This is a genomic window from Pigmentiphaga sp. NML080357, assembly GCF_002188465.1.
GTDB lineage: Bacteria > Pseudomonadota > Gammaproteobacteria > Burkholderiales > Burkholderiaceae_B > Pigmentiphaga.
Genome location: NZ_NINW01000030.1, coordinates 36884 through 59923, shown reverse-complemented (window position 1 = coordinate 59923; position 23040 = coordinate 36884). Strand labels below are relative to the sequence as shown.

The 23040-nt window shown below is 67.7% G+C and carries 21 protein-coding genes, 1 tRNA gene and 1 pseudogene; 6 read left to right on the top strand and 17 right to left on the bottom strand.

Annotated features, from left to right (window positions below):
* Positions 1-85 precede the first annotated feature (85 nt).
* The 9 genes from CDO44_RS13305 to CDO44_RS13265 all read right to left on the bottom strand — a co-directional run bounded on the left by CDO44_RS13305 (position 86) and on the right by CDO44_RS13265 (position 9722).
* A complete protein-coding gene (locus CDO44_RS13305; RefSeq protein WP_087780702.1) occupies positions 86-1315 on the bottom strand; it encodes an MFS transporter in 1230 nt (409 codons plus the stop codon).
* Positions 1299-2129, bottom strand: coding sequence for a pyrroline-5-carboxylate reductase (gene proC, locus CDO44_RS13300; RefSeq protein ID WP_087780701.1), 831 nt, complete (start codon positions 2127-2129; stop codon positions 1299-1301). Before proC ends, CDO44_RS13305 begins: the two co-directional genes overlap by 17 nt.
* Positions 2130-2159: 30 nt before the next feature.
* Positions 2160-2849, bottom strand: a complete 690-nt coding sequence (locus CDO44_RS13295; RefSeq protein WP_087780700.1) for a YggS family pyridoxal phosphate-dependent enzyme — start codon at positions 2847-2849, stop codon at positions 2160-2162.
* A gap of 17 nt (positions 2850-2866) precedes the next feature.
* Positions 2867-3751, bottom strand: coding sequence for a 4-hydroxybenzoate octaprenyltransferase (gene ubiA, locus CDO44_RS13290; RefSeq protein WP_369824642.1), 885 nt, complete (start codon positions 3749-3751; stop codon positions 2867-2869).
* 57 nt (positions 3752-3808) lie between these two features.
* Entirely contained in the window at positions 3809-5443 is a 1635-nt protein-coding gene (locus CDO44_RS13285) for an AMP-binding protein (RefSeq protein ID WP_087780698.1), read from the bottom strand.
* A gap of 225 nt (positions 5444-5668) precedes the next feature.
* Complete coding sequence (locus CDO44_RS13280) at positions 5669-6211, bottom strand: Dps family protein (RefSeq protein ID WP_087780697.1); 543 nt, start codon at positions 6209-6211, stop codon at positions 5669-5671.
* 85 nt (positions 6212-6296) lie between these two features.
* Positions 6297-7241, bottom strand: coding sequence for a LysR substrate-binding domain-containing protein (locus CDO44_RS13275; protein ID WP_087780696.1), 945 nt, complete (start codon positions 7239-7241; stop codon positions 6297-6299).
* A 13-nt stretch (positions 7242-7254) separates the two neighbouring features.
* Positions 7255-9261, bottom strand: a complete 2007-nt coding sequence (gene recG, locus CDO44_RS13270; RefSeq protein ID WP_369824650.1) for an ATP-dependent DNA helicase RecG — start codon at positions 9259-9261, stop codon at positions 7255-7257.
* A gap of 71 nt (positions 9262-9332) precedes the next feature.
* A complete protein-coding gene (locus tag CDO44_RS13265; RefSeq protein WP_087780694.1) occupies positions 9333-9722 on the bottom strand; it encodes a Rid family detoxifying hydrolase in 390 nt (129 codons plus the stop codon).
* Between the two features lie 196 nt (positions 9723-9918).
* Here CDO44_RS13265 and CDO44_RS13260 point away from each other — a divergent pair, with 196 nt between their 5' ends.
* Together CDO44_RS13260 and CDO44_RS13255 are read left to right on the top strand one after the other, a co-directional pair.
* Positions 9919-11889 (top strand): APC family permease, encoded by a 1971-nt coding sequence (locus CDO44_RS13260; protein ID WP_087780693.1) that lies wholly within the window; start codon positions 9919-9921, stop codon positions 11887-11889.
* 79 nt (positions 11890-11968) lie between these two features.
* Positions 11969-12457: an SRPBCC family protein gene (locus CDO44_RS13255; protein ID WP_087780692.1), complete on the top strand. Its 489-nt coding sequence runs from the start codon at positions 11969-11971 to the stop codon at positions 12455-12457.
* Between the two features lie 52 nt (positions 12458-12509).
* Here the strand turns inward: CDO44_RS13255 and CDO44_RS13250 are convergent, their stop codons facing one another.
* Entirely contained in the window at positions 12510-13286 is a 777-nt protein-coding gene (locus tag CDO44_RS13250; RefSeq protein WP_087780691.1) for a ferredoxin--NADP reductase, read from the bottom strand.
* Between the two features lie 286 nt (positions 13287-13572).
* On the opposite strand from CDO44_RS13250, the pseudogene CDO44_RS28085 reads away from it, so the two are divergent.
* Positions 13573-13987: pseudogene (locus CDO44_RS28085) on the top strand (alcohol dehydrogenase catalytic domain-containing protein); the annotation flags it as partial.
* Here CDO44_RS28085 and CDO44_RS13240 read toward each other — a convergent pair.
* The 7 genes from CDO44_RS13240 to CDO44_RS13210 form a co-directional block, all read right to left on the bottom strand.
* A tRNA-Ala gene (locus tag CDO44_RS13240) sits at positions 13988-14063 on the bottom strand. It abuts the pseudogene before it with no gap.
* Between the two features lie 15 nt (positions 14064-14078).
* Positions 14079-15308, bottom strand: a complete 1230-nt coding sequence (locus tag CDO44_RS13235) for an alpha-hydroxy acid oxidase (protein WP_087780690.1) — start codon at positions 15306-15308, stop codon at positions 14079-14081.
* Between the two features lie 10 nt (positions 15309-15318).
* On the bottom strand, positions 15319-16287 hold the full coding sequence (locus CDO44_RS13230) for a tripartite tricarboxylate transporter substrate binding protein (RefSeq protein WP_087780689.1): 969 nt from the start codon (positions 16285-16287) through the stop codon (positions 15319-15321).
* 54 nt (positions 16288-16341) lie between these two features.
* Positions 16342-17253, bottom strand: a complete 912-nt coding sequence (locus CDO44_RS13225) for a fumarylacetoacetate hydrolase family protein (protein ID WP_087780688.1) — start codon at positions 17251-17253, stop codon at positions 16342-16344.
* On the bottom strand, positions 17250-18128 hold the full coding sequence (locus CDO44_RS13220) for a TauD/TfdA family dioxygenase (RefSeq protein ID WP_233146171.1): 879 nt from the start codon (positions 18126-18128) through the stop codon (positions 17250-17252). The genes CDO44_RS13225 and CDO44_RS13220 overlap by 4 nt, the downstream gene beginning before the upstream one ends.
* Before the next feature lie 33 nt (positions 18129-18161).
* Positions 18162-19343 (bottom strand): iron-containing alcohol dehydrogenase family protein, encoded by a 1182-nt coding sequence (locus CDO44_RS13215; protein ID WP_087780687.1) that lies wholly within the window; start codon positions 19341-19343, stop codon positions 18162-18164.
* Complete coding sequence (locus CDO44_RS13210; protein ID WP_087780686.1) at positions 19340-19816, bottom strand: nuclear transport factor 2 family protein; 477 nt, start codon at positions 19814-19816, stop codon at positions 19340-19342. Before CDO44_RS13210 ends, CDO44_RS13215 begins: the two co-directional genes overlap by 4 nt.
* A gap of 108 nt (positions 19817-19924) precedes the next feature.
* Here CDO44_RS13210 and CDO44_RS13205 point away from each other — a divergent pair, with 108 nt between their 5' ends.
* From CDO44_RS13205 to CDO44_RS13195, 3 genes are all read left to right on the top strand, one after another.
* Positions 19925-20839 (top strand): LysR family transcriptional regulator, encoded by a 915-nt coding sequence (locus CDO44_RS13205; protein WP_087780685.1) that lies wholly within the window; start codon positions 19925-19927, stop codon positions 20837-20839.
* Between the two features lie 143 nt (positions 20840-20982).
* Entirely contained in the window at positions 20983-21948 is a 966-nt protein-coding gene (locus tag CDO44_RS13200) for a tripartite tricarboxylate transporter substrate binding protein (protein WP_087780684.1), read from the top strand.
* A gap of 8 nt (positions 21949-21956) precedes the next feature.
* Positions 21957-23039: an NADH:flavin oxidoreductase/NADH oxidase gene (locus tag CDO44_RS13195; RefSeq protein WP_087780683.1), complete on the top strand. Its 1083-nt coding sequence runs from the start codon at positions 21957-21959 to the stop codon at positions 23037-23039.
* Position 23040 lies beyond the last annotated feature (1 nt).

The following is a 23040-nucleotide window of genomic DNA, read 5'->3' as shown; positions in this document are numbered from 1 at the left end:
GGCGTGCTTCCTCCGGAATCCTGGCGAATGCGGCACGTGCCGCGGGGCGGGCGGCGGAGCTGCAAGTATCGCGCCCGGACAGGCCCTAGCCTTCCAGCGACTTCAAGCGGCGCAGCTGGGGAAACAATACCATCCACAGCAACGCGACCGCGATCGTGCCGGCGCCGCCGATCAGCACGGCCGGCACCACGCCGAACAGCGCGGCCGTCACGCCGGACTCGAACTCTCCCAACTGGTTCGAGGTACCCACGAACAAAGAGTTCACCGCGCTCACCCGGCCCAGCATTTCCGCCGGTGTCTGCAACTGGACCAGCGTGAACCGGATCACGACGCTGACGACGTCCGAGGCGCCCAGCACGAACAGCGCCGCCATGGACAATGCCAGATGCGACGACAACCCGAACACGATCGTGGCCAGGCCGAAGACGACCAGGGACGAGAACAGCATGCGGCCGACGTTGCGCTTGATCGGATAATGGGCGAGGAAGATGGACATGGCGAGCGCCCCCAGGGCGGGCGCGGTGCGCAGCAGGCCCAGGCCCCACGGCCCGGTGTGCAGGATGTCGCGCGCATAGATCGGCAGCAGCGCGGTGGCGCCGCCCAGCAGCACCGCGAACAGGTCCAGCGACAAGGTGCCCAGTATCACCGGCCGGCTGCGGATGAACGCGATGCCGGAAAAGACGGACTTCAACGTGACGGGCTCGCGCGTGGCCGCGGCGCGTTCGGCGCGGATGAACGCCACCAGCACTCCGCCGACGAAGAAGAACGCGCACGCCACCACATAGGCCGTCATCGAACCCAGGCCGTAGAGCAGCCCGCCCAGCGCCGGCCCCAGTATGTGGGCGGTCTGCGTGGCCGAGGTGGACCAGGCCGCGGCCTGCGGAATGAGCGGGCGCGGCACCACGCCCTGCACCAGCGCCGCCATGGTGGGCGATTCGAACGCGCGCGCGGCGCCGCCCAGGGCGACGAGGGCCAGGATGGCATCGCGCGTGAGCCAGCCGTGATACGTGCCCAGCGCCAGTGCGCCCGCCGCGAGCGACTCCACGACCATGCAGACGCTGGCAATGGCGCGCCGGTCGTAGCGGTCCGCCACCTGGCCGACGACGAAGGTCAGGAGCACCATGGGCACGAACTGCGCCAGCCCGACCAGCCCCAGATCGAAGGCGCTGCCGGTGAGCTCGTAAACCTGCCAGCCCACGGCCACGGACAGCATCTGGAACGACAGGGTCGACATGACCCGGCCGAACCAGAAAAGAATGAAAGGAGGATGCCGCGCGACCGAGCTTACATTGCCGGGACTACTTTCCGAACTCATCGCCCATCTCTTGCGCGCGACGGGCGGCGGCCTGCATGGCGCGAACCACGGCTTGCCTGAACCCCGCCTCGGCCAGGACGTCGAGGGCGGCGGCGGTGGTGCCGCCCTTGGAGGTCACGCGCTCGCGCAATACCGATGGGGGCTCGGAGGACTCCGCGGCCAGGCTGGTGGCCCCGGCCAGCGTGGCGAGGGCCAGCTTGCGCGATTGTTCCTCGTCCAGGCCCACGGCGCGGCCGCCTTCGACGAGCGCTTCGATGAACAGGAACACATAGGCCGGGCCGCTGCCCGACAAGGCCGTCACGCCGTCCAGGTCGTCCTCGCGCGCGACCCAGACGGTCTGGCCCACTGCCTGGAGCACGGCCTCGGCCTGCGCGCGATCCTGCTCGCCGACGCCTGCGAGCGCGGCCAAGCCCGTGACGCCCTGCCCGATCAGCGCCGGAGTATTGGGCATGCAGCGCACCACGCGCGGCCACGGGTCGGCCTCGGTTCCGAGCCAGCGAGCCAGGTCGGCCGCGCGGATGCCGGCGGCAATGCTGATGGCCAGGCTGTCCTTCAGCCACGGCCGGGTGGCGGCGACGACTTCCTTCATGACTTGCGGCTTGACCGCATAGACCCAGATCTTGCAGCGCGACAGCGCGGCATCCGGCGCCGCCGAGACGGTGGCGCCGCGTTCTGCCCACGCCCTGCGCGAAGTCTCGTTCACCTCGACGACGTGGATGTTGGCCATGGGGCAGAACTTGCCCGCCAGGCCGGAAATCAGCGCGGCGGCCATATTGCCGCCGCCGATGAATGCGATCGAAAGCTCTTGGTTCATATCAATATCCATAGTGCTACGCGCATCCATTCATTGGCGTGCGCCGAAAATCGCGGTACCGACCCGCACGATGGAAGCCCCGGCCGCCACCGCGGCCTCCAGGTCGTCGGACATGCCCATCGACAAGGTGTCGAGCCTCAGCCCGGCCCGGTTCAGCTCGTGCATCAGGTCCGCCAGGCGCGCGAATACCTCGCGTTGCCGGACAGGGTCCTGCTGTGGAGCCGGGATGCACATCAGGCCCCGCAAGCGGAGGCGCGGCAGCCCCTGGATGGCGAGCGCCAGCTCTAGCGCCTCGTCCGGCGCCACGCCGCTCTTGGTGGGCTGGGCATCGATGTTGACCTGTATGCACAGCTGCAAGTCCGCCGCCCCGGCGGGCCTGAGGTCCGACAGGCGCTGGGCGATCTTCAGCCGGTCTATGCTGTGGACCCAATCGAAATGGGCGGCCACGTGCCTGGCCTTGTTGCTCTGCAGGGGTCCGATGAAATGCCACTCGGTATCGGCGCGCAGGTCTTCCAGGCCCGCCAGCTTTTCGACCGCCTCCTGGACGTAGCTTTCCCCGAATGCGCGCTGGCCGGCGCGATAGGCTTCCCGGACCGCTTCCGGCGGGAACGTCTTGGACACCGCGAGCAGCGATACGTGCGCGGGATCTCGGCCGCAGGCCAGGGCGGCGCGCTCCATGCGGGCGCGGACGGCGCGAAGATGGTCGGCAATGGACGACATGGCGGCGAAGGTCCGTCCTAGCCCAACAGCGTGGTCTGCACGAAAATGCCTGCAAACACCGAGAAACCGAACCAGGTGTTGTGCAGAAAGGCGCGGAAACACGCCGCCCGATCCCGGTCCCGTATCCACCAGAGGTGCCGCACGGCAATGGCCGCGGCCCCGGCCAGGCCGGCCGCGTAAGCCCATCCATAGCCCAGCCTGGCGCCGGCCACCCCCAGCAGCGCCAGGGTCGCGGCATAGCACAGCCCCACGGCCGCGACGTCCCATTTGCCAAAGGTGATGGCCGAGGTGCGCAAGCCCAGCTTCAGGTCGTCCGGCCGGTCGACCATGGCGTATTCGGTGTCGTAGGCCATGGCCCAGAAAATGTTGGCTGCGAGCATGATCCAGCCTTCCAAGGGCACGGTCTCCAGCACCGCGGCGTAGGCCATCGGGATGCCGAAACCGAAGGCAATGCCAAGGTAGGCCTGCGGGATGGCGAAAAAGCGCTTGAATTTGGGATACGTGGCCGCCAGGAAAACCGCCACCACGGACAAGGCCCAGACCAGCCGGTTCATCGGCAGGATCAGCAGCAGCGACACCAGGGCCAGCGCGATCGCCACGCCCAGGGCCTCATTGGCGGTGATCAGCCCGGAGGTCAGCACCCGGTCGCGGGTACGCTCGACGTGGCGGTCGACGTCGCGGTCGAAATAATCGTTGATGGCGCAGCCCGCCGAGCGCATCAGCGCGGTACCCGCCACGAAAGCGAAGACGAAATACCAGGAGGGGCGCCCCTCGCTCGCGGCCCATAGCGCCCAGAGCGTCGGCCAGACGAGCAGCAGTATGCCTATGGGCTTGTCGATCCGCACCAGGCGCGCGTAGAGGCCCAGGCGCTGGGATATCGTCAGGGGAAGCGAGCTGTTCATCCCCATATGGTAACAAGCCGCCGGGATTCCCGGCGGCCGTCCGGGGCCGGCCAGGCCCTAGAGCGTGCGCAGGGCGAACCGCTTGAGCTTGCCGGTCTCGGTGCGAGGCAAGGTATCGACGAAGCGGATGACGCGCGGGTACTTGTAAGGGGCGATGGTGCGCTTGACGTGGTCCTGCAAGGCCTTGACCAGGTCGTCTCCCGGCGGGAACCCCGGCCGCAGCACGACGAACGCCGTCACCACCTGCCCCCGCTCTTCGTCCTGCACGCCGATCACCCCGCATTCGGCCACCGCCTCGTGCTGCAGCAGCGCGCTTTCCACCTCCGGGCCGGCGATGTTGTAGCCCGCCGAGATGATCATGTCGTCGGTACGGGCCTGGTAATAGAGATAGCCGTCCTCGTCCATCAGGAACGAGTCGCCGGTCAGGTTCCAGCCCTGCTTGACGGCATTGGCCTGCCGCTCGTCGGCCAGGTACTTGCAGCCGGTCGGGCCGCGCACCGCCAGCCGCCCCACCGTGCCCGGCGGCAGCGGCCGCATGGCCTCGTCGACGATGCGTACCTCGTATCCCGGCACCACCTTGCCGATGGCGCCCCGCCGGACCTGCGCGCCGGCGCTGGAAATGAAGATGTGGATCATTTCGGTGCTGCCGATGCCATCGGTCATTTCCACGCCGGTCGCCTGCTTCCACAGCTGGCGCGTGGCGTCGGGCAGCGCCTCGCCGGCCGAGACCGAGTGGCGCAGGCTGGACACGTCATAGCCTGGCGCCAGGGCCGCCATCTGGCGATAGAACGTCGGCGCGGTGAAGACGATGGTGGCCCGGGCGGCTTGGATGGTCTCCAGCAGCGTGGCAGGAGTCAGCTTCTCGGCCAGCACGGTGGAGGCGCCCGCCCGCAGCGGAAAGCACAGCATGCCGCCCAGGCCGAACGTGAAGGCCAGCGGCGGCGTGCCGCAGAAAATGTCGTCGGGACGCACGTCCAGGATGGAACGCGGGAACAGGTCGCACATGGCGAGCACGTCGCGATGGAAATGCATGCAACCCTTGGGGCTGCCCGTGGTTCCGCTGGTGAACGCGATCAGGCAGACGTCGTCGGCCGCCGTGTCGCAGGCCGGGAATGGCACGGTCTTGCCGCGCGCCAGGCTTTCCAGCGACTCCGGCCCTTCGTCATTGAAATAGCGCACCTGGGCGAGCGTCGGGCAGTGCGACGGCCCCGGACGCGTGCAAGCCTCGAGTTCGTCGCGCAGGCGGACATCGCATAGCGCGGCGCTCACCTGGGCCTTGTCCAGTATGGGCTTGAGCTCGGCCGCGCGCAGCAGCGGCATGGTCGGCACCGCCACCAGGCCGGCCTTGATGGTGGCCAGCAGGGCCGTGGCCATGGCGGGGTTGTTCGGCCCCCGCAGCAGCACCCGGTTGCCCGGCACCAGCCCCATGTCCTCGGTCAGCACACGCGCCAGGCGGTCGACCCGCCCTTGCAGTTCGCGGTAGCTGATGGCCACCGGCTTGCCGCCGGCGAGCGTCCAGATCGCCGGCCGCTCGCCATGCCCTGCCGCCACCGCGCCGTCCACCAGCTCGGCGGCGCAATTGAACCGGGCGGGATAGCGGACGGCGGGATGATCGAGCAGGAACTCCGGCCACGCCTCGGGAGGGGGAAGATGATCGCGCGCAAACGTATCGAGGTGTCCCGAGCGTTCCATGGTTCGTCTCTCCAGCGGTGCGCGCGGCCGCCTGGCCGCGCATTGACTGATCGAAATTACTTTAGCCTAAAATTTTTAAACTTCAAATAATTTTCGGACGAACGGCGCGGGAAGAAAATAGAAAAAATCCCTGCATCGCGCCCATGGCGATGCAGGGATTTCCTGGAGGCGGACCGCAGGACGAACGATTGCGAACCCGTTCCGCGGCCGGCGGCGCAAACGGACTTACTGCAGCAGGCTTCGCAGCATCCAGGCCGTCTTCTCGTGGAACTCCAGACGCTGGGTCAACAGGTCGGCGGTGGGCTCGTCATTGGCCGCATCGGCCACCTTGAGCGTGTTGCGCGCGGTCTTGGCCACGGCCTCGTGCCCCACCACCAGCTGGCGCACCATCTCGAGCGCCTCCGGCACGTCGGCCGGCTCGCTGATGGTCGTGAGCTTGGCGAACTCCCGGTAGGTACCCGGCGCGAAATGGCCCAGGGCGCGGATGCGCTCGGCCACGTCGTCGATGGAATTCCACAGGTCCGTGTACTGGGTCATGAACATGGCATGCAGGGTGTTGAACATCGGCCCCGTCACGTTCCAGTGGAAGTTGTGCGTCATGAGGTACAGCGTGTAGGTATCGGCCAGCAGCTTGGACAAGCCCCCGGCCACCGCGGCACGGTCCTTGTCCGAGATGCCGATGTCGATACGAGGCGCACCGGCGGACGAGCGGGCGGTACCCGCACTGGCATTGCTTCCGTTTTTCTTGGGACTTGCTTTCTTCGCCATTGTTGACTCCCTTGTCAAAAGTCGGAACCGACATCACAGAATACTAGATCGGGATGAATCGCAACATCTCAAGCGCAAAGTGCCGTCATGCGGCCTGCTCGCTGGCGTCGAGCATGGTCACGCCGTTCAGCCGGCATGCCTGGATCGCCGTGATCAGGGTCTCGATCGCGGCCGTGCGCGGGAAGCTCTTGCGCCACGCCAGCACGACGCGGCGGTCCGGCACGGGCTCCTCGAACGGGATGTACCGCAATAGGTCGCGTTCGTCGGGTTCGGCCGGCACGGACGACATCGGCAGCACCGTGATGCCTATGCCCGATGCCACCATGTGCCGTATGGTTTCCAGCGAAGATCCCTCGAAGGTTCGCTGTATGCCCTCGTTGGTGGCGGAAAAGCGCGACAGCTCGGGACAAACCTCCAGCACCTGGTCACGGAAACAGTGGCCGGTGCCAAGCAGCAGCATGGTTTCCGTCTTGAGCTCTTCGGCATTCACATGGCTGCGGCTGGCGAGCGGATGGCCCTTGGGCACCGCCACGACGAACGGTTCGTCGTACAGCGGCTGGATCGCGAGGCCGGCGTCCGGCAGCGGCAACGCCATGATGGCGCAGTCGATCTCGCCCTGGCGCAGCAGCTCGAGCAGCCGTACGGTGAAATACTCCTGCAGCAGCAGCGGCATCTGCGGCGCGATCTCGATCAGCTTGGGCACCAGTTGCGGCAGCAGATAGGGACCTATGGTGTAGATCACGCCGACCCGCAGCGCGCCCGACAGGGGGTCGTGCCCCTGCTTGGCGATCTCCTTCAGGTTGGCGCTCTCCTCCAGCACTTTCTGCGCCTGCGCGACGATGCGCTGGCCGATGGGCGTGACGCCCACCTCGGTGCCGCCCCGCTCGAACAGGGTCACGCCCAATTCGTCCTCCAGCTTGCGTATGGCCACGGACAGCGTGGGCTGGCTGACGAAACAGGCCTCGGCGGCACGGCCGAAATGTCGTTCGCGAGCCACCGCCACGATGTACTTCAATTCTGTCAGGGTCATGACACGCCTCTCTTCAAGCTTTGAGGAAATCTTCCCTTCCGCGCATCCACCGCGCCAGATGGGCGGAGACAACGGCCGGGGCATGGGCCTGCAAATCGGCCGCGGCCTCGTGCGCCTGTTCGGCGATCTCGAGATCGTTTTCCAGGTCGGCGAAACGCATCAGCGCCAGGCCGGACTGCCGCACGCCCAGGAACTCCCCGGGACCGCGCAGCTCGAGGTCGCGCCGCGCGATCTCGAAGCCGTCGGTGGTTTCGTGCATGGTGCGCAGCCGCGCCTTGGCGATCTGCGACAACGGAGCCTGGTACAGCAGCACACAGACCGACTCGGCCGCCCCGCGCCCCACCCGGCCCCGCAACTGGTGGAGCTGGGCCAGGCCGAAGCGTTCGGCGTGCTCGATGACCATGAGCGAGGCATTGGGCACATCCACGCCGACTTCGATCACGGTGGTGGCGACCAGCAGGTCCAGTTCCCCCTGCTTGAAGGCCTGCATGACCGCCGCCTTCTCGGCGGTGGGCAGCCGCCCGTGCACCAGTCCCACGCGCAATTCAGGCAGCGCGTGCCGCAGCGCCTCGAACGTATCGACCGCGGTCTGCAGCTCGAGTGTCTCGCTTTCTTCGACCAGCGGGCACACCCAATACACCTGGCGTCCGATCCGGGCGGCCTCGCGGATGCGCGCGACGACTTCGTCGCGGCGCGTATCCGACAGCAGCTTGGTGATGACCGGCACCCGCCCTGGGGGCAGCTCATCGATGACGGACACGTCCAGGTCGGCAAAGAAGGTCATCGCCAGGGTGCGCGGGATGGGCGTGGCCGACATCATCAACTGATGGGGGAACACTTCGTCCTCGCCCCCCTTGTTGCGCAGGGCCAGGCGCTGGCCCACGCCGAAGCGGTGCTGCTCGTCGACGATGGACAGGCCCAGCCGGGCGAATTGGACGTGCTGCTGGATCAACGCCTGCGTCCCCACCGCCAGTTGCGCCTCGCCGCTTTCTATCATGGCTGCCGCCTCGCGGCGCGCCTTGGGCGTGAGGCTGCCGGTCAGCCAGGCCACCTTGACCGACAAAGGCTCCAGCCAGTCCACGAGCTTGCGGAAATGCTGCTCGGCCAGGATCTCGGTGGGTGCCATCAGCGCCGCCTGGAAGCCGTTGTCGATGGCCTGGGCGGCGGCAAGCGCCGCGACCACCGTCTTGCCGCTGCCCACGTCGCCTTGCAGCAGACGCTGCATGGGATGCGGCCGCGCAAGATCCGCGGCGATCTCATTCCTCACTCGCTGCTGGGCGCCCGTCAGTTCGAACGGCAGGGTACGGAGCAGGCGGGCGACCAGCCCGTCCGGCGCGGTCGAGGGCGCCAGCGGCGGCGCGCGCTTCTCCAACCGCGCCGCGCGCGCCCGCGCCAGCGACAGCTGCTGCGCCAGGAGCTCGTCGAACTTGATGCGCAGCCAGGCCGGATGCGCCCGATCGACCAGGGACTGGGTCGCCACCTCGGGTGGCGGCGCGTGCAGGAGGCGCACGGCCTCTTCGAACGGCATCAACCCGTAGCGCTCGCGCAGCGCCTCCGGCAGCGTGTCGCGCAGGTCCGCCTGCTGCAGCGCGCTGGCGATCGCCTTGCGCAACGTGGCCTGGGGCAGGCCTTCGGTCGTGGGATAGACCGGGGTCAGGCGATCCGGCAGCGGCGTATCCTCGTCGGCGACGGTGGTACGAGGGTGCACCATCTCCATGCCGAAAAAGCCGCCCCGGGCTTCGCCCCGCGCGCGGATGCGGCGCCCCACCGCCAATTGCTTCTGTTGGCTGGGGTAGAAGTTGAGAAAGCGCAGCCCCAGCTCCCCGGTATCGTCCTGGATCGCCGCCACCAGTTGCCGCCGGGGCCGGTAGGTGACCTCGCAGCGCGTCACCTCCCCCTCGACCTGCGCCCACATGCCCGGCAGCAGCCGCTTGATGGGCGTCAGCCGGGTTTCGTCCTCATACCGGATGGGCAGGTGCAGGACGAAGTCGTCCGCGCCGCGCAGGCCCAGCTTGCGCATCTTGCGCTGCTGCGGCGTCAGTTCGGCTTCGTCGGGGGCGGCTGCGCGCAAATCCATTCACCCGTGGCGGGTCAGACGACCAGTACCGCCTCGACCTCGAATTCGGCCCCCTTGGGCAACGCGGCCACGCCGACGGTGGAGCGGGCCGGGAAAGGCCGGGGGATGACCTCGGCCATGATTTCGTTGGCGGTGCCGAACTTGGAGAGGTCGGTCAGGAACAGCGTGAGCTTGACCACCTGGTCGAGCGTGCCGCCCGCTTCGCGCACGACGGCCTCCATGTTGGCGAATGCCTGACGCACCTGGGCCTCGAAACTGGCGGTTTCGAGTTCGCCCGTGGCCGGCACCAGGCCGATCTGCCCGGACAGGTATACCGTCCGGCCGCCGGCCGGCACGGCCACCGCCTGGGAATACGGGCCGACGGCCGCGGGCGCGGCATCGGTATGGATGATTTGCTTGCTCATGCTTGCCTCGAGAATCCTGGGACAGGCGCCAGCGGCACCCTATGTGCAAAGCTATCAGAAATTCGATTGCAATAGTTGCCGCCCCCGCCAAGGGTAACAATTTCCTTGTTGCTAGAATGGCTTTCTATGCGCGATCCGTCCCAAAAGCGTACGCTGCGCGCCGCGCAACCAAGAAAGGCAGCAGGAATCCCTCCGTATGAAAGCATCCTCATGGCGCGAACGCCTGCTGGGCAAGGCCCGCGACCCGCTGTCGCCCGACACCCGGCATTCGATCGCGCTGGCGGCCTTCCTGGCCTGGGTCGGCCTGGGCGCCGACGGGCTCTCGTCCTCGTCCTACGGTCCCGAAGAAGCGTTCCGCGCCCTGGGCAGCCATACTCACCTGGCCCTGTTCCTGGCCATCGCCACCGCGATCACGGTATTCGTCGTCGCGCTCGCCTACAACCAGGTCATCGAGCTGTTCCCCACCGGCGGCGGCGGATACCGGGTATCGACCGCGCTGCTCGGCCCCTCGGCGGGCCTGGTGTCCGGCTCGGCGCTGATCGTGGACTACGTGCTGACCATCGCCATATCGGTAGCCAGCGGCACGGACGCGCTGTTCTCGCTGCTCCCGGCCGACTGGCAATCATTCAAGATCTGGACCGCCTGTCTGATGGTGATCCTCCTGCTCTGGCTGAACCTGCGCGGCGCCAAGGAAAGCATCAAGGTCCTGCTGCCCATCTTCGCCGGCTTCGTGGTCACGCACGCCATCCTGATCGCCTGGGGCATTTTCGCGCACGCCGAAGGGCTGCCGCTCCTGATCCCGGACACGCTGAGGGAAGTCCGGGAGTTCTCGCAGGAGGCCGGCTGGTTCTTCGTGCTGGCCGTATTCCTGAAGGCCTATTCGCTGGGCGGCGGCACCTATACCGGGATCGAGGCGGTCTCCAACAACGTCGACCGGCTCGCCGAACCCGTGGTCCATACCGGCAAGCTCACCATGCTGCTCATGGCCATCAGCCTGGCCTTCACCGCCGGCGGCATCATCCTGCTGTACCTGCTGTGGAACGCGACGCCGGTAGAAGGCCAGACCCTCAATGCGGTCGTGTTCGGCAATGTGCTGCAGGAAATGGGCTTCAATGACGGCAACCTGTTCGCGGCCTTGACCGTGGTCCTGGCCTTCGAGGCCGGCCTGTTGTTCGTGGCGGCCAACACGGGCTTCCTGGGCGGCCCGTCGGTCCTGTCCAACATGGCGTCGGACTCGTGGATGCCGCACCGTTTCCGATATCTGTCGAACCGGCTGGTCACCGAGAACGGGATACTGCTGATGGGCATCGCTGCCTTCGCCATCCTGCTCCTGACCGGCGGCGAAGTCTCGGTGCTGGTGGTGCTCTACTCCATCAACGTGTTCCTGACCTTCAGCCTGTCGCTGGCCGGGCTTTCGCACTACTGGATCCGCAATCGCCACAAGCCCGTGCACAAGAAGCACTGGCGCCGCCGGCTGGCCTTGTCCCTGGTGGCGCTGGCCATCACCAGTTCCATCCTGGTCGTCACCATCGTCGAGAAATTCTTCGAGGGAGGCTGGGCCACGCTGCTCATCACCAGCGTGCTGATTTTCATCTGCATCGGCATCCGGGCGCATTATCGCGAAACCCGGCGCCGCATCGCGGCAATCGACGACATCTTCGCCGACCAGACCTTCGGCTCCGACTGCTCGCCGCCGGCACTGGACCCGCAGGCGCCGACCGCGGCATTCCTGGTCGGCTCCAGCCGCGGCGGCGGCTTGCATGCGCTGCTGTGGGTGCAGCGCATGTTCCCCGATCACTTCAAGAACTTCGTCTTCATCAATGCTCGCACCGTGGACGCCCAGGTCTACGGCGGGCAGGAAGCCATGGAGGCCATGAAACTGCAGGCCACCACTTCGCTCAAGTTCTTCGAACGCTTCTGCAACAGCTACGGCATGGCCGCCACCAGCAGGCTGGGATTCGGCACCGACGCCGTGCAGACCCTCGAGAAGCTCATCACCGAAGTGCTGCAGGAGTATCCCAACACCATCGTGTTCGCCAGCAAGCTGGTCTTCAAGCGCGAGAACTTCGTCACCCGCCTGCTGCACAACCAGGCGATCAACTCGCTGCAGCGGCGCATGCACGTCAACGGCCAGCAATTGATGGTGCTGCCGATGCTGATCGACTAAGAGCCGCCCTCGCCTGGCCGGCGAGATCCCGCCCGGGCGCGGTATCCTATGCGTAGACCGCCGAGGAACCGCGCTCCCCATGCTTCGATTCGAACACCTCATCCAGATCAACGACCCGCTCGTCCCCCTGCTCACGCCCCTCACGCGGGAGCAGATCTGGCGCGGGCTGTTCATACGCGCCCACCAGCCCACGGAATTCGTCATGGGACTGGAGAGCTGCGTCATCGAGGACGAGACCGTGCAGGCCGACCAGACCGTGCTCAAGCGTGTGCTGGACTTCGGACCGTTCCAGGTCCGCGACGAAGTCACCCTGACGCCAATGCGGCAGGTCACGATACTGGCGGCCGCCACGGAGATGTGGCCGCGCAGCGAAGCAACGGTGCGCATCGAAGAGCCCGAACCGGGCGTGCTGTTCCTGCGCTTCATCTACGAACTGGACCTGCAGGAAGGCCACAGCGAGCTCGACGAAACCGTCGTCGGGCTGCGCAAGCAGGCCTACATCGCGGCCGACATGGATACGGTCCAGCGCATACGCGAATTGGCCGAATCCGGAAAACTGCTGCACTGAAAAGAAAACGGGGCCCACATGGCCCCGTTTCGTCATGGTCGAGCGGATGCGGTCACTTTTCGACGAAGGCGCGCTCGACCACGTAATCGCCGGCATGTCCGGTATGTTCCGAGACCTTGAATCCGAGGCCGTCCAGAATCGCGCTGACGTCGGCCAGCATGTGCGGGCTGCCGCACAGCATGGCGCGATCGTGCTCGGGATTGATGGGCGGCAGGCCGACGTCCGCCGCCAGCTTGCCGCTGGTCAGCAGCTCGGTGATGCGGCCCTGGTTGCGGAAGGGTTCGCGCGTGACGGTGGGGTAGTAGATCAGCTTGTCGCGCACCATCTCGCCGAAGTATTCGTTGTTCGGCAACTCGTTGCTGATGTAGTCCGCGTAGGCCAGTTCGCTGACCCAGCGCACGCCGTGCACCAGCACCACCTTCTCGAAGCGCTCGTAGATGTCCGGGTCCTTGATGATGCTCATGAACGGCGCGAGGCCGGTGCCGGTGCCGAACAGGTACAGGTTCTTGCCGGGCAGCAGATCGTCGGCCACCAGTGTGCCGACCGGCTTGCGGCTGACCAGGATCGAATCCCCTTCCTTCAAGTGCTGCAGGCGCGAAGTGAGCGGGCCGTTGGGCACCTTGATGCTGAGGAATTCCAGGTGTTCTTCGTAATTGGCGCTGGCGATGCTGTAGGCGCGCATCAGCGGCTTGCCGTCGACTTCAAGGCCGATCATGACGAAATGGCCATTGTGGAAACGCAGCGCAGGATCGCGAGTGGTCTTGAAGCTGAAGAGCGTATCGTTCCAGTGGTGAACGCTCGTGACGCGTTCGGTATTGAAAGCGGCCATGGCCTGTCGGATTCCGTCTAGGTAGTCGGGCCAGTTTACCAAACGATGACCGGCCGTCGGGCGTAAACCGTAGATTTTATGCGGATTAGCGGGCAGTAAGGCGAAATTGGCCGCATCTTATGAACAACGGTTCTAAGCATATTGCCGTCGCCGGGGGTACGCGAGCGCGCCGGTTACGTAAGCAGATGACATGGATCAATCCAGCGAGCCCGAAACTCCTGTGTAATGCCCGGGCAGGCATGCTGCAACCACGGTTCCCCAACCCCTCGCTTATGGAGGCCGAGCGTTGACTGCCATGATGAAAACCACCGTGTTCGTCGCGCCCGGGCGCATCGAGATTGCAGACAAGCCCATCCCCGACGTGACTCGGCAGCGCCGTGACCGGCTACCGGGAAGGCCAGCGCGTGATCGCCGGCGCCATCTGCCCCAACTTCAATTCCTATGCCGCCCAGGATGGCGCGGCCTCGCAGGACGGCAGCTACCTGGTGCCGCAAGGCCTGTGCGGCTGCCACGGCTACAAGGCGACGGCCGGCTGGCGCTTCGGCAACCTGATCGACGGCACCCAGGCGGAATACGTATTGGTGCCCGATGCCACCGCCGCCCCGGCCCCCAAGGCGCCCGGCCACGCCCCGAACCCTGATCCGCAATGCAAACAAGGCACTACATCGCCAGACGTAGTGCCTTGTTTTTTCAGGAATTCTTGGTGGAGCGGAGGAGGATCGAACTCCCGACCTTCGCATTGCGAACGCGACGCTCTCCCAGCTGAGCTACCGCCCCACGTGCAGACCGCAACTATACCGTATTTTTTTGATACGTGCGTGGCGCGCCGCATGAATCAGGCCCTGCCGGGGCACCCACGAGGGCCAGGCGGGACGCCGACCCGAACAGCAGGTCCGGGCCGATTTCCGCCACGCGGCGCGCGCCGCAAAGCTGCATGCTGCGGTGGAACTCTTCGCGCAGGATGTCGAGTGCACGAACAGCGCCCTCCTCGCCCCCGGCAATCGCCCCCCACAGCGTGGCCCGCCCCACCAGCACGGCGTTGGCGCCCAATGCCAGCGCCTTCAGGATGTCGCCGCCGCGGCGCACGCCGCCGTCCACCAGCACTTCGATGCGGCCCGCGACGGCCTGCACCACGCCAGGGAGGGCATCGAGCGTCGCCACCGCCCCGTCCAGCTGGCGGCCGCCATGATTCGACACCACCACGGCGTCGCAGCCCATGCGCGCCAGCCTGTCCGCGTCGTCCGGGCGCAGCACGCCCTTGACGATCAGTTTGCGCGGCCACAGGTCGCGCAGCGCCGCGAGGCGCGGCCAGTCGAACGAGGGATCGTAGCTGCGGCCCACGGACGAGGCCAGTCGCGTGGCATCGGCGCCCGGCGCCTCCAGCTCCTTGAGGTTTTCCATCACGGGCAAGCCGCGGCACAGCATGTCCAGCGCCCAGGCCGGCCGGCTGGCGAAGTCGCGCAGGTTGCGCGCGGAATAGCGGAACGGAAAAGACAGGCTGTTGCGGAAGTCGCGCTCGCGCTTGCCGCCCACCGGCAGGTCGACGGTGATCATCAGGCCTTCATAGTCGGCGGCCCGCGCACGGGCGATCAGCGACTCCAGCAGCGGCCGGTGACGCAGGATGTAAGCCTGGAACCACAGGCGCCCCGGCGCGGCATCGGCGATCTGCTCGATCGAAGCCGTGGCCGAGGTCGACAGCGTATAGGGCACGCCCGCCCGGGCAGCGACCCGGGCGATGGCGACGTCGCCGCCGCGGCGGCCGAACCCGACGGCGCCGGTAGGCGCGACGGCCAGCGGCAGGCAGGATGGCGCGCCCAGCACGTGCGCGCCCGTGTCCACCGCCGAGACGTCGACCAGCGCGCGAGGAGCGAGCCTCACCCGCCTAAAGGCCGCGCAATTGTCGACCAGCGTCAGTTCGTCCTCGGCTCCGCCATCGAAGAAATCGAAGATGCCGCGGGGCAGACGGCGACGCGACGCGCGGCGCAGGTCTTCGATGCTGTACGCGCGCGAGAGTCCGGTCATGGCGCTGCGCCTATTCCGCGGTGATGCCGGCGGCCTTGATCACCCCGGCCCAGCGTTTCTGGTCCCGGACCAGGAACTTGCCGAAGGCCTCCGGTGTGTCGCCGATGACCACCGCCCCCAGTTCCTTGAGCCGCTTCTGTACTTCGGGCCGCTGCAAGGCTTCCACCATGGCCTGGTTCAACTTCTGCACGACCGGCCGGGGCGTCCCGGCCGGCGCCAGCAGCCCCACCCAAGGCGCGGTGTCCTGGAAATCGGGAAAACCGACGTCGGCCATGCTCGGCACGCCGGGAAACTCGGCGCCGGCCTGCGGCGTCCCCACCGCCAGCACTTTCAGGCGCTTCTCCTGGACATTGGCGGCCACGCCGATGATGGGATAGAACATGAACGAGACGCGCCCGGCCATGACCTCGGTCAGCGCGGGGCCGTTGCCGCGGAACGGCACGTGGATCATGCGCACCTTGGCCATGGTCGCCAGCATCGCGCCCGCCAGGTGAGCCGACCCGCCATTGCCCGCCGAGCCGTAGCTGATAGTGTCCGGCTTGGCCCGCGCCTGCTCGATCAGTTGCTTCATCGACTGGATCGGCGACTGGTACGCGGTGACGGCCACCATGGGCAACGAGGCCGCATTGGAAACGGGCGTGAAGTCCTTGAGCGGATCGTAGCCCGCCTTGGCGCCCAGCAGCAGCCAATTGACGTTGTGCGACAGCGACGCGAACAGCACGGTATGCCCGTCCGCCGCCGCGGCGGCGACCTCGCGCGTGGCGATCAGCGAATTGGCGCCGGCCTTGTTCTCCACCACCACAGGCTGGCCGAGCACGTGCGTCATCTCCTGCGCCAGCACCCGGGCGATCACGTCGGTCGGCCCGCCGGCGGCGAACCCGACGATCATGCGGATGGGCCGGTCGGGATACGCCCCGGCGGCGGCGCCGGTGGCGGCCGCGAGCACGGTGGCCAGCAACATCATCGATATCCTTTTCATTCGTTTCCTCCTGGTTGTCGCAATCGCCGGCGCCGCCCGCGGAGCCGGCGCGGATCAAGCCACGGCGTGTTCGAGCACGCCGACCCGCGAAATCTCCATCCGCACCCGGTCGCCCGGCTGCAGATAACGCGGCGGCTGGCGGAACACGCCCACGCCGGCCGGCGTGCCGGTGGCCAGCACGTCGCCCGGCTCCAGCGTCATGTAGCGCGACACGTAGGCGATCAGCGCAGCGACCGGGAACAGCATGTCCGCCGTCGACGCATCCTGCAGGAGCTCGCCGTTGACCCAGGTGCGCAGCGTCAGCGACTGCGGATCGCCCACTTCATCGGCGGTGGCAAGCCATGGCCCCATGGGCGCGAACCCATCCATGCTCTTGGCGAAGGTGGTCTGCGCAGGCGCCACGTCGAACTGGAATTCCCGCGCGCTCACGTCGTCGAGCACGGTGTAGCCGGCCACGTGGGACAGCGCCGCAGCCTCGTCCACGCGATGGGCCGGGCGGCCGATGACGACGGCCAGTTCCACCTCGAAATCGAGCTTGCGCACGCTCTCGGGCCGTACCACGGCGCTCCCGGGCGCAAGGACACTGGACGGCAGCTTGGCAATGATGCGAGGCTGCTCAAAAGGATCGGTGCCCGTCTCCTTGGCATGGTCCGCGTAATTGCGCCCCACCGCCACAATCTTCCCTGGCCGCGGCACCGGCGGCAGCAGTTCGAGCTGTTCCAGCGCCCTCTCCGGCAGGTGCTGCTCGGCATGGCGGCGCAATGCCTCAAGCCCCTGTGGCCCGGCCTGCAGGAGGCGCAACATGCCGCCCTGGGCTGGCGTGGCACCGGCCCGGTCCAGGCAGGCGAGCGTCTCACCACTGGGCGCGAGCGCGGCAACCCACGCGGTGACGTCCGCAACCCGGCCTCCCCGCACCACGCCCACAGCGGGCGCGCCGCCATCGCCGCGATAGCTGGCCAGCCTCATGCGGTCTCTCCGAAATAGCGGTCGGCCATCACCTGGCAGCGTTTGATCAGGCGATGCTCGTGGGGGCCGTAGTCGGCCACGGCATTGTGGATGGTGCCCATGTTGTCCCACATCAGCACGTCCTTCACCGCCCAGCGATGGCGGTAGCGGAACCGGAGCTGCAGCTGGTGGGCGAACAGGAAGGCCAGGATCTCGTCGCTCTCTCGTTCGGGCAACTCGTTGATACGGACGGAATAACCGGGATTGGCATACAACACCTTGCGTCCGGTAATGGGGTGGGTCAGGAAGACCGGATGCGAGACCGGCGGTTTGGCGCGCCGCTGCGCCTCGGTCAGCGGCGGGCGCTGGCTGCCTTTTTCCCGGCGCATCATTTCCCAGAATTTGTTGAAGTCGTGCAGCACCGTCATGCCGTCCAGGCGCCGCTTGAGGTCCTCGGGCAACTCGTCGTAGGCGGCGTGCATGTTGCTGAATTCCGTGCAGCCCAGCGGCTCGCCGTCGCGCATGGGAATGCGGATGCCGTACAGGATGTTGGCGAAGGCGATCATGCGGCTGTAGGACATGTCGGTGTGCCAGTCCTGCCCCGCATCGGCCAGCCCCACGGGCCTGCCGTTCTCCACCATGTTGGAGAGAATCATGACCTCCGGCATGCCGGGCTCCTGGTAGCTGTTGGCCACATTGACCTCCAGCGTGCCGAACCGGGCCGCGAAAGACCGCAGTTGCGCGGCGGTCAGGTCCTGTTCCGGGAAACTCAACACGCCATACCGCCCCAGCAATTGCTCGACCTCCCGGAACTGTTCGTCGTCCAGCGGCCGGGACAGGTCCACACCCTCGATACGCGCGCCCAGGCTCTGGCCGCTTTCCACCGCTTTCATCATTCTTTTCTCCATGAGTGCGATCTTCCGGAGCCGCTACCAGGCAGCCTCCAGCAAACTCCGCAATTCGTCCGCGCCGGCGACGCGGCGAGGGTTGTAGGCCAGGCCTCGCTCCCCGAGCACGTGCTGCGCCACTTCGGGCAGCATCTCGGCCGGCACGCCCAGATCGCGCAGCCGCGAAGGCGCGCCCACGGTCCGCTGCAGCGCCCGCAGCGCGTCGACAGCGGCTTGCGGTCGCGCATCGCCCCCGCCGGCCAGTACGCCGGCCGCCACGGCCAGCTCTGCCCGCGCTGCCGGCAGGTTGTAGTTCGCCACGTGCGGCAGCATCACCGCGTTGACGGCGCCGTGCGGCACGCCGCAGCGGCTGCCCAGCACATGGCACAGCGCGTGGTGCAGGCAACTGCGCGCCGAGGCCAGGACCATGCCCGCCAGGTTGGCGGCGACCAGCAAGTCGCCACGCGCCGCGACATCGCCGGGCCGGTCGGCCACGGCGGGGAGCGCCGCGGCGAAACGCGCCAGTCCTTCCAGCGCCAGCACCGTGCTGAACGGGGAACGCTGGCTGGAGTACAGGCCCTCCAGGCAATGCGCCAGGCCGTTCATGCCCGTATCCAGGGCGATCCGTGCCGGCACGCCAACGTTCAATGCCGGGTCCAGCAGCACCACGCGACTGGCGCAGCGTTCGTCCCAGAACAGCAGCTTGCCGGGCCCGTTCGCGATGCCGAACGACGGCGTCATCTCCGCGCCCGATGCAGTCAGCGGCACCGCGAGGATGGGCAGCTTGGGCCGCCGCAGCGCCGGCACGTGCACCGTATCCGGAGGCGTGAAACGGGTGGCGTGCCGCGCCAGGTCGCCGCCTTCGGCAACGAGCAGCGCCGCCGCCTTGGCGGTATCGATGACGCTGCCGCCGCCGAACGCGACCAGGCAATCGGCGTCGTGCCGCACGATGTCCCGAGCCACTTGCTTCACCGCCTCGACCGAGGAATGCGGCGGGACCTCGATGCTTCGCACGGCGGCTTCGCCCAGCGCGCTGCACAAGGAGGCGTACTGCGGCATCGCACCCGAGCGGCGTCCTGCCAGCAGCAAGGGGCGGCGACCGCCGAGCCGTGCCAGCTCGGCCCCGGCCTCCTCCACCGCGCCCGGCCGGAACACCACCCGCGTCAGCGACGAATGCGCGCAAAAGGCACCGGGCGGGAAAGATCGCGAAGCGCGCTCGTTCATGACGCGGCGTCGAAGTCGAACTCGGTGCGCACCGCAAGCTCCGCCAGCCGCCATCCGGCCTCGCTTCGCCGCGCCTGGCCGCTCACCACGGAGAGCCTCGGCGGCCCATCCAAGCGCACGGGACCTTCCCGCCGGACGCCGTCGTCGTACCGGTATGCCGTCATATAGGCGACCAGCCTCGCGGCGTCCGCGCCTGACTGCTCCACCAGCACGTTGGAGACGACGTGGCGGATGCGCTGCGTAGACGGGCGCCGATCGAGCGCCGCGCGCATGGCATCAGTACCGCGCAGGACTTCCCCCTGGCGCTCCCACGTCGCATCCGCCTCGAAACATTGCAGCACCTGGCCGTAGCGGAACTCGTCCAGGGAAAAGAAGAGCCGATTGAGCAACTGGGTGAGCTCGATCGTGCTGGCGGCGGTATCAGGCGTCATGCTCGCGGAAAGAAACGTGTTGCGCTTGGAGCCGACAGGCATCGGCGATGCGGTCGCAGTGTATCGGCGCCATCAAGGGCGCGATAGAATCTGACGGAGAAATTATCGTTTCCACAATGGAAACAGATTCATTGCCACGCAGGAGACAAGTTGGACAAGCTGCGCTGCATCGAAGTGTTCATCGAAGTCGCACAAGGCCTCAGCTTTTCCGGCGCCGCCCAGAGGCTGGGCATGGCCAAGGGCAACGTCACCAAGCATGTGGCCTGGCTCGAGCGGGAGCTCGGCGTGCAGTTGCTCCAGCGCACCACCAAGAGCGTGAGCCTGACCGAGTCCGGGCTGGCGCTGCTGGAGAACGGGCGCGACCTGCTCGAACACGTGGAAGGCGTGGAGACCGCGGTGCGGCGCTCGGTCAAGGAACCCAAGGGCATGCTGCGCGTCGGCACCCCGCCCTCGTTCGGCGCCTTCCATCTGGTGCCGGTGATCACCGCGTTCTCGGCCGCGCACCCGGACATACGCGTGGTGATGTACCTGGACGACGGCCGCACCGACCTGATCGGCGAAGGACTGGACATGTCGGTGCGCATCGCCTCGTCGCTGAAGGACACCAGCCAGGTCTCGCACCGGCTCGCCAAGGTGCCGCAGGTGCTGGTGGCCGCACCGGGGTACCTGGCCCGGCGCGGCCGCCCCGACTCGGTGGAGGATCTCGCCCGCCACGATTGCATGGTCCATGCGCTGAAGTCGCCCACCAACGTCTGGTCCTTCCAGGGCCCGCAGGGCAAGGTGACGGTCCGGGTGGGCGGCACCATCCGCGCCAATTTCGGCGAACCGCTGCGCCACGCCGCACTGCTGGGCCACGGCATCTCCATGCATCCCACCTACATGGTGTCCGATGACCTGCGGCAGGGCCGGCTCGAAGCCGTGCTGCCGCAGTACCGGCCGACCGAACTGGAGATCCATGCGGTCTTTCCCAGCCGGCGCAACCTGCCGCTGCGCGTGCGCACCTTCCTGGATTTCCTCAAGCAGTGGTTCAGCCAGCCGCGCTGGGACGATCCGACGTCCTCATAATTTCCATATCGAAAACACTGTTTTCTCCCGCCGGCGCTGGTCCGCGCGGCGCGGCGCTGCCTATACTGCCGCCTCGCGCCATACCCAACACGACACGCCGATGACCCGCGCGCCATGTCCTCGCGAGGCGAGAGGAGACGATCATGCCGACGATGCTGCAAAAACTGTCGGGCACCTTGCTGCTGGCAGCGGCCCTGCCTGCCGCGGCGGCCTACCCGGAACGCGCCGTGCGCGTCATCGTGCCGTTCGCGGCCGGCGCGACGCTGGACCTGATGACCCGCGCGGTGGCCGAAGAGCTCGCCCACCAGCTCGGCCAGCCGGTCGTGGTGGAGAACCGCGCCGGCGCCAGCGGCATCATCGGCGCCGACGCGGTGGCCAAGGCGCCGGCCGACGGCTATACCCTCATGATGGCGCCGTTCAGCGTGCTGGCCGTCAACGCCAGCCTGCACAAGAACCTGCCCTACGACAACCTGCGCGACCTGGCGCCCGTGGCGCTGGTCGCAGTGGCGCCGCACGTACTGCTGGCCAGCGCCCAATCGCCCTACCGCACGCTGTCCGAGCTGCTGGCCGCCGCCAAGGCACGGCCGGGGCAGATCGCCTACGCGTCGGCAGGCGCCGGCAGTTCGGCGCACCTGGCGACCGAAGTCCTGCTGTACAAGGCGGGCGTGAAAATGGCGCACGTGCCCTACAAGGGCACGGCCCCCGCCTACAACGATCTGATACCCGGCCGCGTGGCCGTGATGGTGGACGGCGTGGGAGCGGCCCTGCCGCGTATCCAGTCCGGGCAGGTGCGCGCACTAGGGGTGACCAGCCCGGAGCCGGTGGACGTGCTGCCTGGCGTACCCACCCTGGCACAGGCAGGCGTGCCGGGCTACGACGTCACGCCGTGGTACGGTATGGTGGCGCCCCGCGGCACGCCCGAGGCGGTCATCGCCACCGTCAACCAGGCGGTCAACCGCGCCCTGGCCACCGAAGGACTGCGGCGCCGCTTCGCCGACATGGGACTGCAGCCCCGTGGCGGCAAGCCAGCCGACTTCGGCGCCTACATGGCCAGCGAAACCGCCAAGTGGCGCGAGGTGGTGCGAGAGGCGCACGTCAGCATCGAATGAGAGTCCGCATGAGTCATCGCCTGTTTTCTCCGCTGCCGCTGCGCGGCGTCACCCTTCCCAACCGCATCGCCGTCGCGCCCATGTGCCAGTACTCGTGCGTGGACGGCCTGGCCGACGCCTGGCACATGGTGCATCTGGGCAGCCGGGCGGTGGGCGGCGCCGGACTGGTGCTGCTGGAAGCGGCGGCCGTCACGCGCGATGGACGCATCAGCCCCGGCGACCTGGGAATCTGGAACGACGCGCAGGCCGAGGCGTTGGCCCCCATCGTGCGCTTCATCGCCGACCAGGGCTCGATCCCGGGCATCCAGCTCGCGCACGCCGGCCGCAAGGGTTCGACCAGCCGCCCCTGGGAAGGCAAGGCGGCCGTACCGCCCTCACAAGGCGGCTGGCAGGTCATGGCGCCGAGCGCGCTACCCTTTGCAGAGGGCTACCCGTCACCGCGCGAGATGACCGAGGCCGACATCGCCGCCGTGGTGGACGCGTTCGCGGACGCTGCGCGCCGCTGTGCCGCGATCGGCATGCAGGTCGTCGAACTGCACATGGGCCACGGCTACCTGATGCACCAGTTCCTCTCGCCCCTGGCCAACCGGCGAGGCGACGCCTACGGCGGCGATTTCGAAGGCCGCATCCGCGCCCCGCTGCGCGTGGCCGCCGCCGTGCGCGAAAGCTGGCCGCGCGAGCTGCCCTTGTTCGTGCGGATATCGGCCACCGACTGGCTGGACGGCGGCTGGGACCTGGAGCAGTCCATCGCCTTCGCGGTGCGGCTCAAGGCGCTGGGCGTGGACCTGGTCGATTGCTCCAGCGGCGCCATCCTGCCCGGTTCGCAAGGCAGCGGAGAGCCCGGCTTCCAGGTTCCGCTGGCCAGCGCCGTGCGGCATGGCGCCGGCATCGCCACGGCGGCGGTGGGCGGCATTACCGAAGCTTGCCAGGCCGAGGCCATCCTGCAACGGGGCGACGCCGACCTCGTACTGCTGGCGCGCGCCCTGCTGCGCGATCCCTATTGGCCCCTGCGCGCGGCCGCCGAGCTCGAGGCCGCGCAGCCTTCCTGGCCGGTGCAATACCAGCGTGCCGTGACGCGCATGCGCCGCTAGT

Excerpts from the sequence above, each read along its gene's own strand:
- CDO44_RS13305 (WP_087780702.1), bottom strand. The coding sequence starts at position 1,315 with ATGAGTTCGGAAAGTAGTCCCGGCAATGTAAGCTCGGTCGCGCGGCAT.
- proC (WP_087780701.1), bottom strand. The coding sequence starts at position 2,129 with ATGAACCAAGAGCTTTCGATCGCATTCATCGGCGGCGGCAATATGGCC.
- CDO44_RS13295 (WP_087780700.1), bottom strand. The coding sequence starts at position 2,849 with ATGTCGTCCATTGCCGACCATCTTCGCGCCGTCCGCGCCCGCATGGAG.
- ubiA (WP_369824642.1), bottom strand. The coding sequence starts at position 3,751 with ATGAACAGCTCGCTTCCCCTGACGATATCCCAGCGCCTGGGCCTCTAC.
- CDO44_RS13285 (WP_087780698.1), bottom strand. The coding sequence starts at position 5,443 with ATGGAACGCTCGGGACACCTCGATACGTTTGCGCGCGATCATCTTCCC.
- CDO44_RS13280 (WP_087780697.1), bottom strand. The coding sequence starts at position 6,211 with ATGGCGAAGAAAGCAAGTCCCAAGAAAAACGGAAGCAATGCCAGTGCG.
- CDO44_RS13275 (WP_087780696.1), bottom strand. The coding sequence starts at position 7,241 with ATGACCCTGACAGAATTGAAGTACATCGTGGCGGTGGCTCGCGAACGA.
- recG (WP_369824650.1), bottom strand. The coding sequence starts at position 9,261 with ATGCGCAAGCTGGGCCTGCGCGGCGCGGACGACTTCGTCCTGCACCTG.
- CDO44_RS13265 (WP_087780694.1), bottom strand. The coding sequence starts at position 9,722 with ATGAGCAAGCAAATCATCCATACCGATGCCGCGCCCGCGGCCGTCGGC.
- CDO44_RS13260 (WP_087780693.1), top strand. The coding sequence starts at position 9,919 with ATGAAAGCATCCTCATGGCGCGAACGCCTGCTGGGCAAGGCCCGCGAC.
- CDO44_RS13255 (WP_087780692.1), top strand. The coding sequence starts at position 11,969 with ATGCTTCGATTCGAACACCTCATCCAGATCAACGACCCGCTCGTCCCC.
- CDO44_RS13250 (WP_087780691.1), bottom strand. The coding sequence starts at position 13,286 with ATGGCCGCTTTCAATACCGAACGCGTCACGAGCGTTCACCACTGGAAC.
- CDO44_RS13235 (WP_087780690.1), bottom strand. The coding sequence starts at position 15,308 with ATGACCGGACTCTCGCGCGCGTACAGCATCGAAGACCTGCGCCGCGCG.
- CDO44_RS13230 (WP_087780689.1), bottom strand. The coding sequence starts at position 16,287 with ATGAAAAGGATATCGATGATGTTGCTGGCCACCGTGCTCGCGGCCGCC.
- CDO44_RS13225 (WP_087780688.1), bottom strand. The coding sequence starts at position 17,253 with ATGAGGCTGGCCAGCTATCGCGGCGATGGCGGCGCGCCCGCTGTGGGC.
- CDO44_RS13220 (WP_233146171.1), bottom strand. The coding sequence starts at position 18,128 with ATGATGAAAGCGGTGGAAAGCGGCCAGAGCCTGGGCGCGCGTATCGAG.
- CDO44_RS13215 (WP_087780687.1), bottom strand. The coding sequence starts at position 19,343 with ATGAACGAGCGCGCTTCGCGATCTTTCCCGCCCGGTGCCTTTTGCGCG.
- CDO44_RS13210 (WP_087780686.1), bottom strand. The coding sequence starts at position 19,816 with ATGCCTGTCGGCTCCAAGCGCAACACGTTTCTTTCCGCGAGCATGACG.
- CDO44_RS13200 (WP_087780684.1), top strand. The coding sequence starts at position 20,983 with ATGCCGACGATGCTGCAAAAACTGTCGGGCACCTTGCTGCTGGCAGCG.
- CDO44_RS13195 (WP_087780683.1), top strand. The coding sequence starts at position 21,957 with ATGAGTCATCGCCTGTTTTCTCCGCTGCCGCTGCGCGGCGTCACCCTT.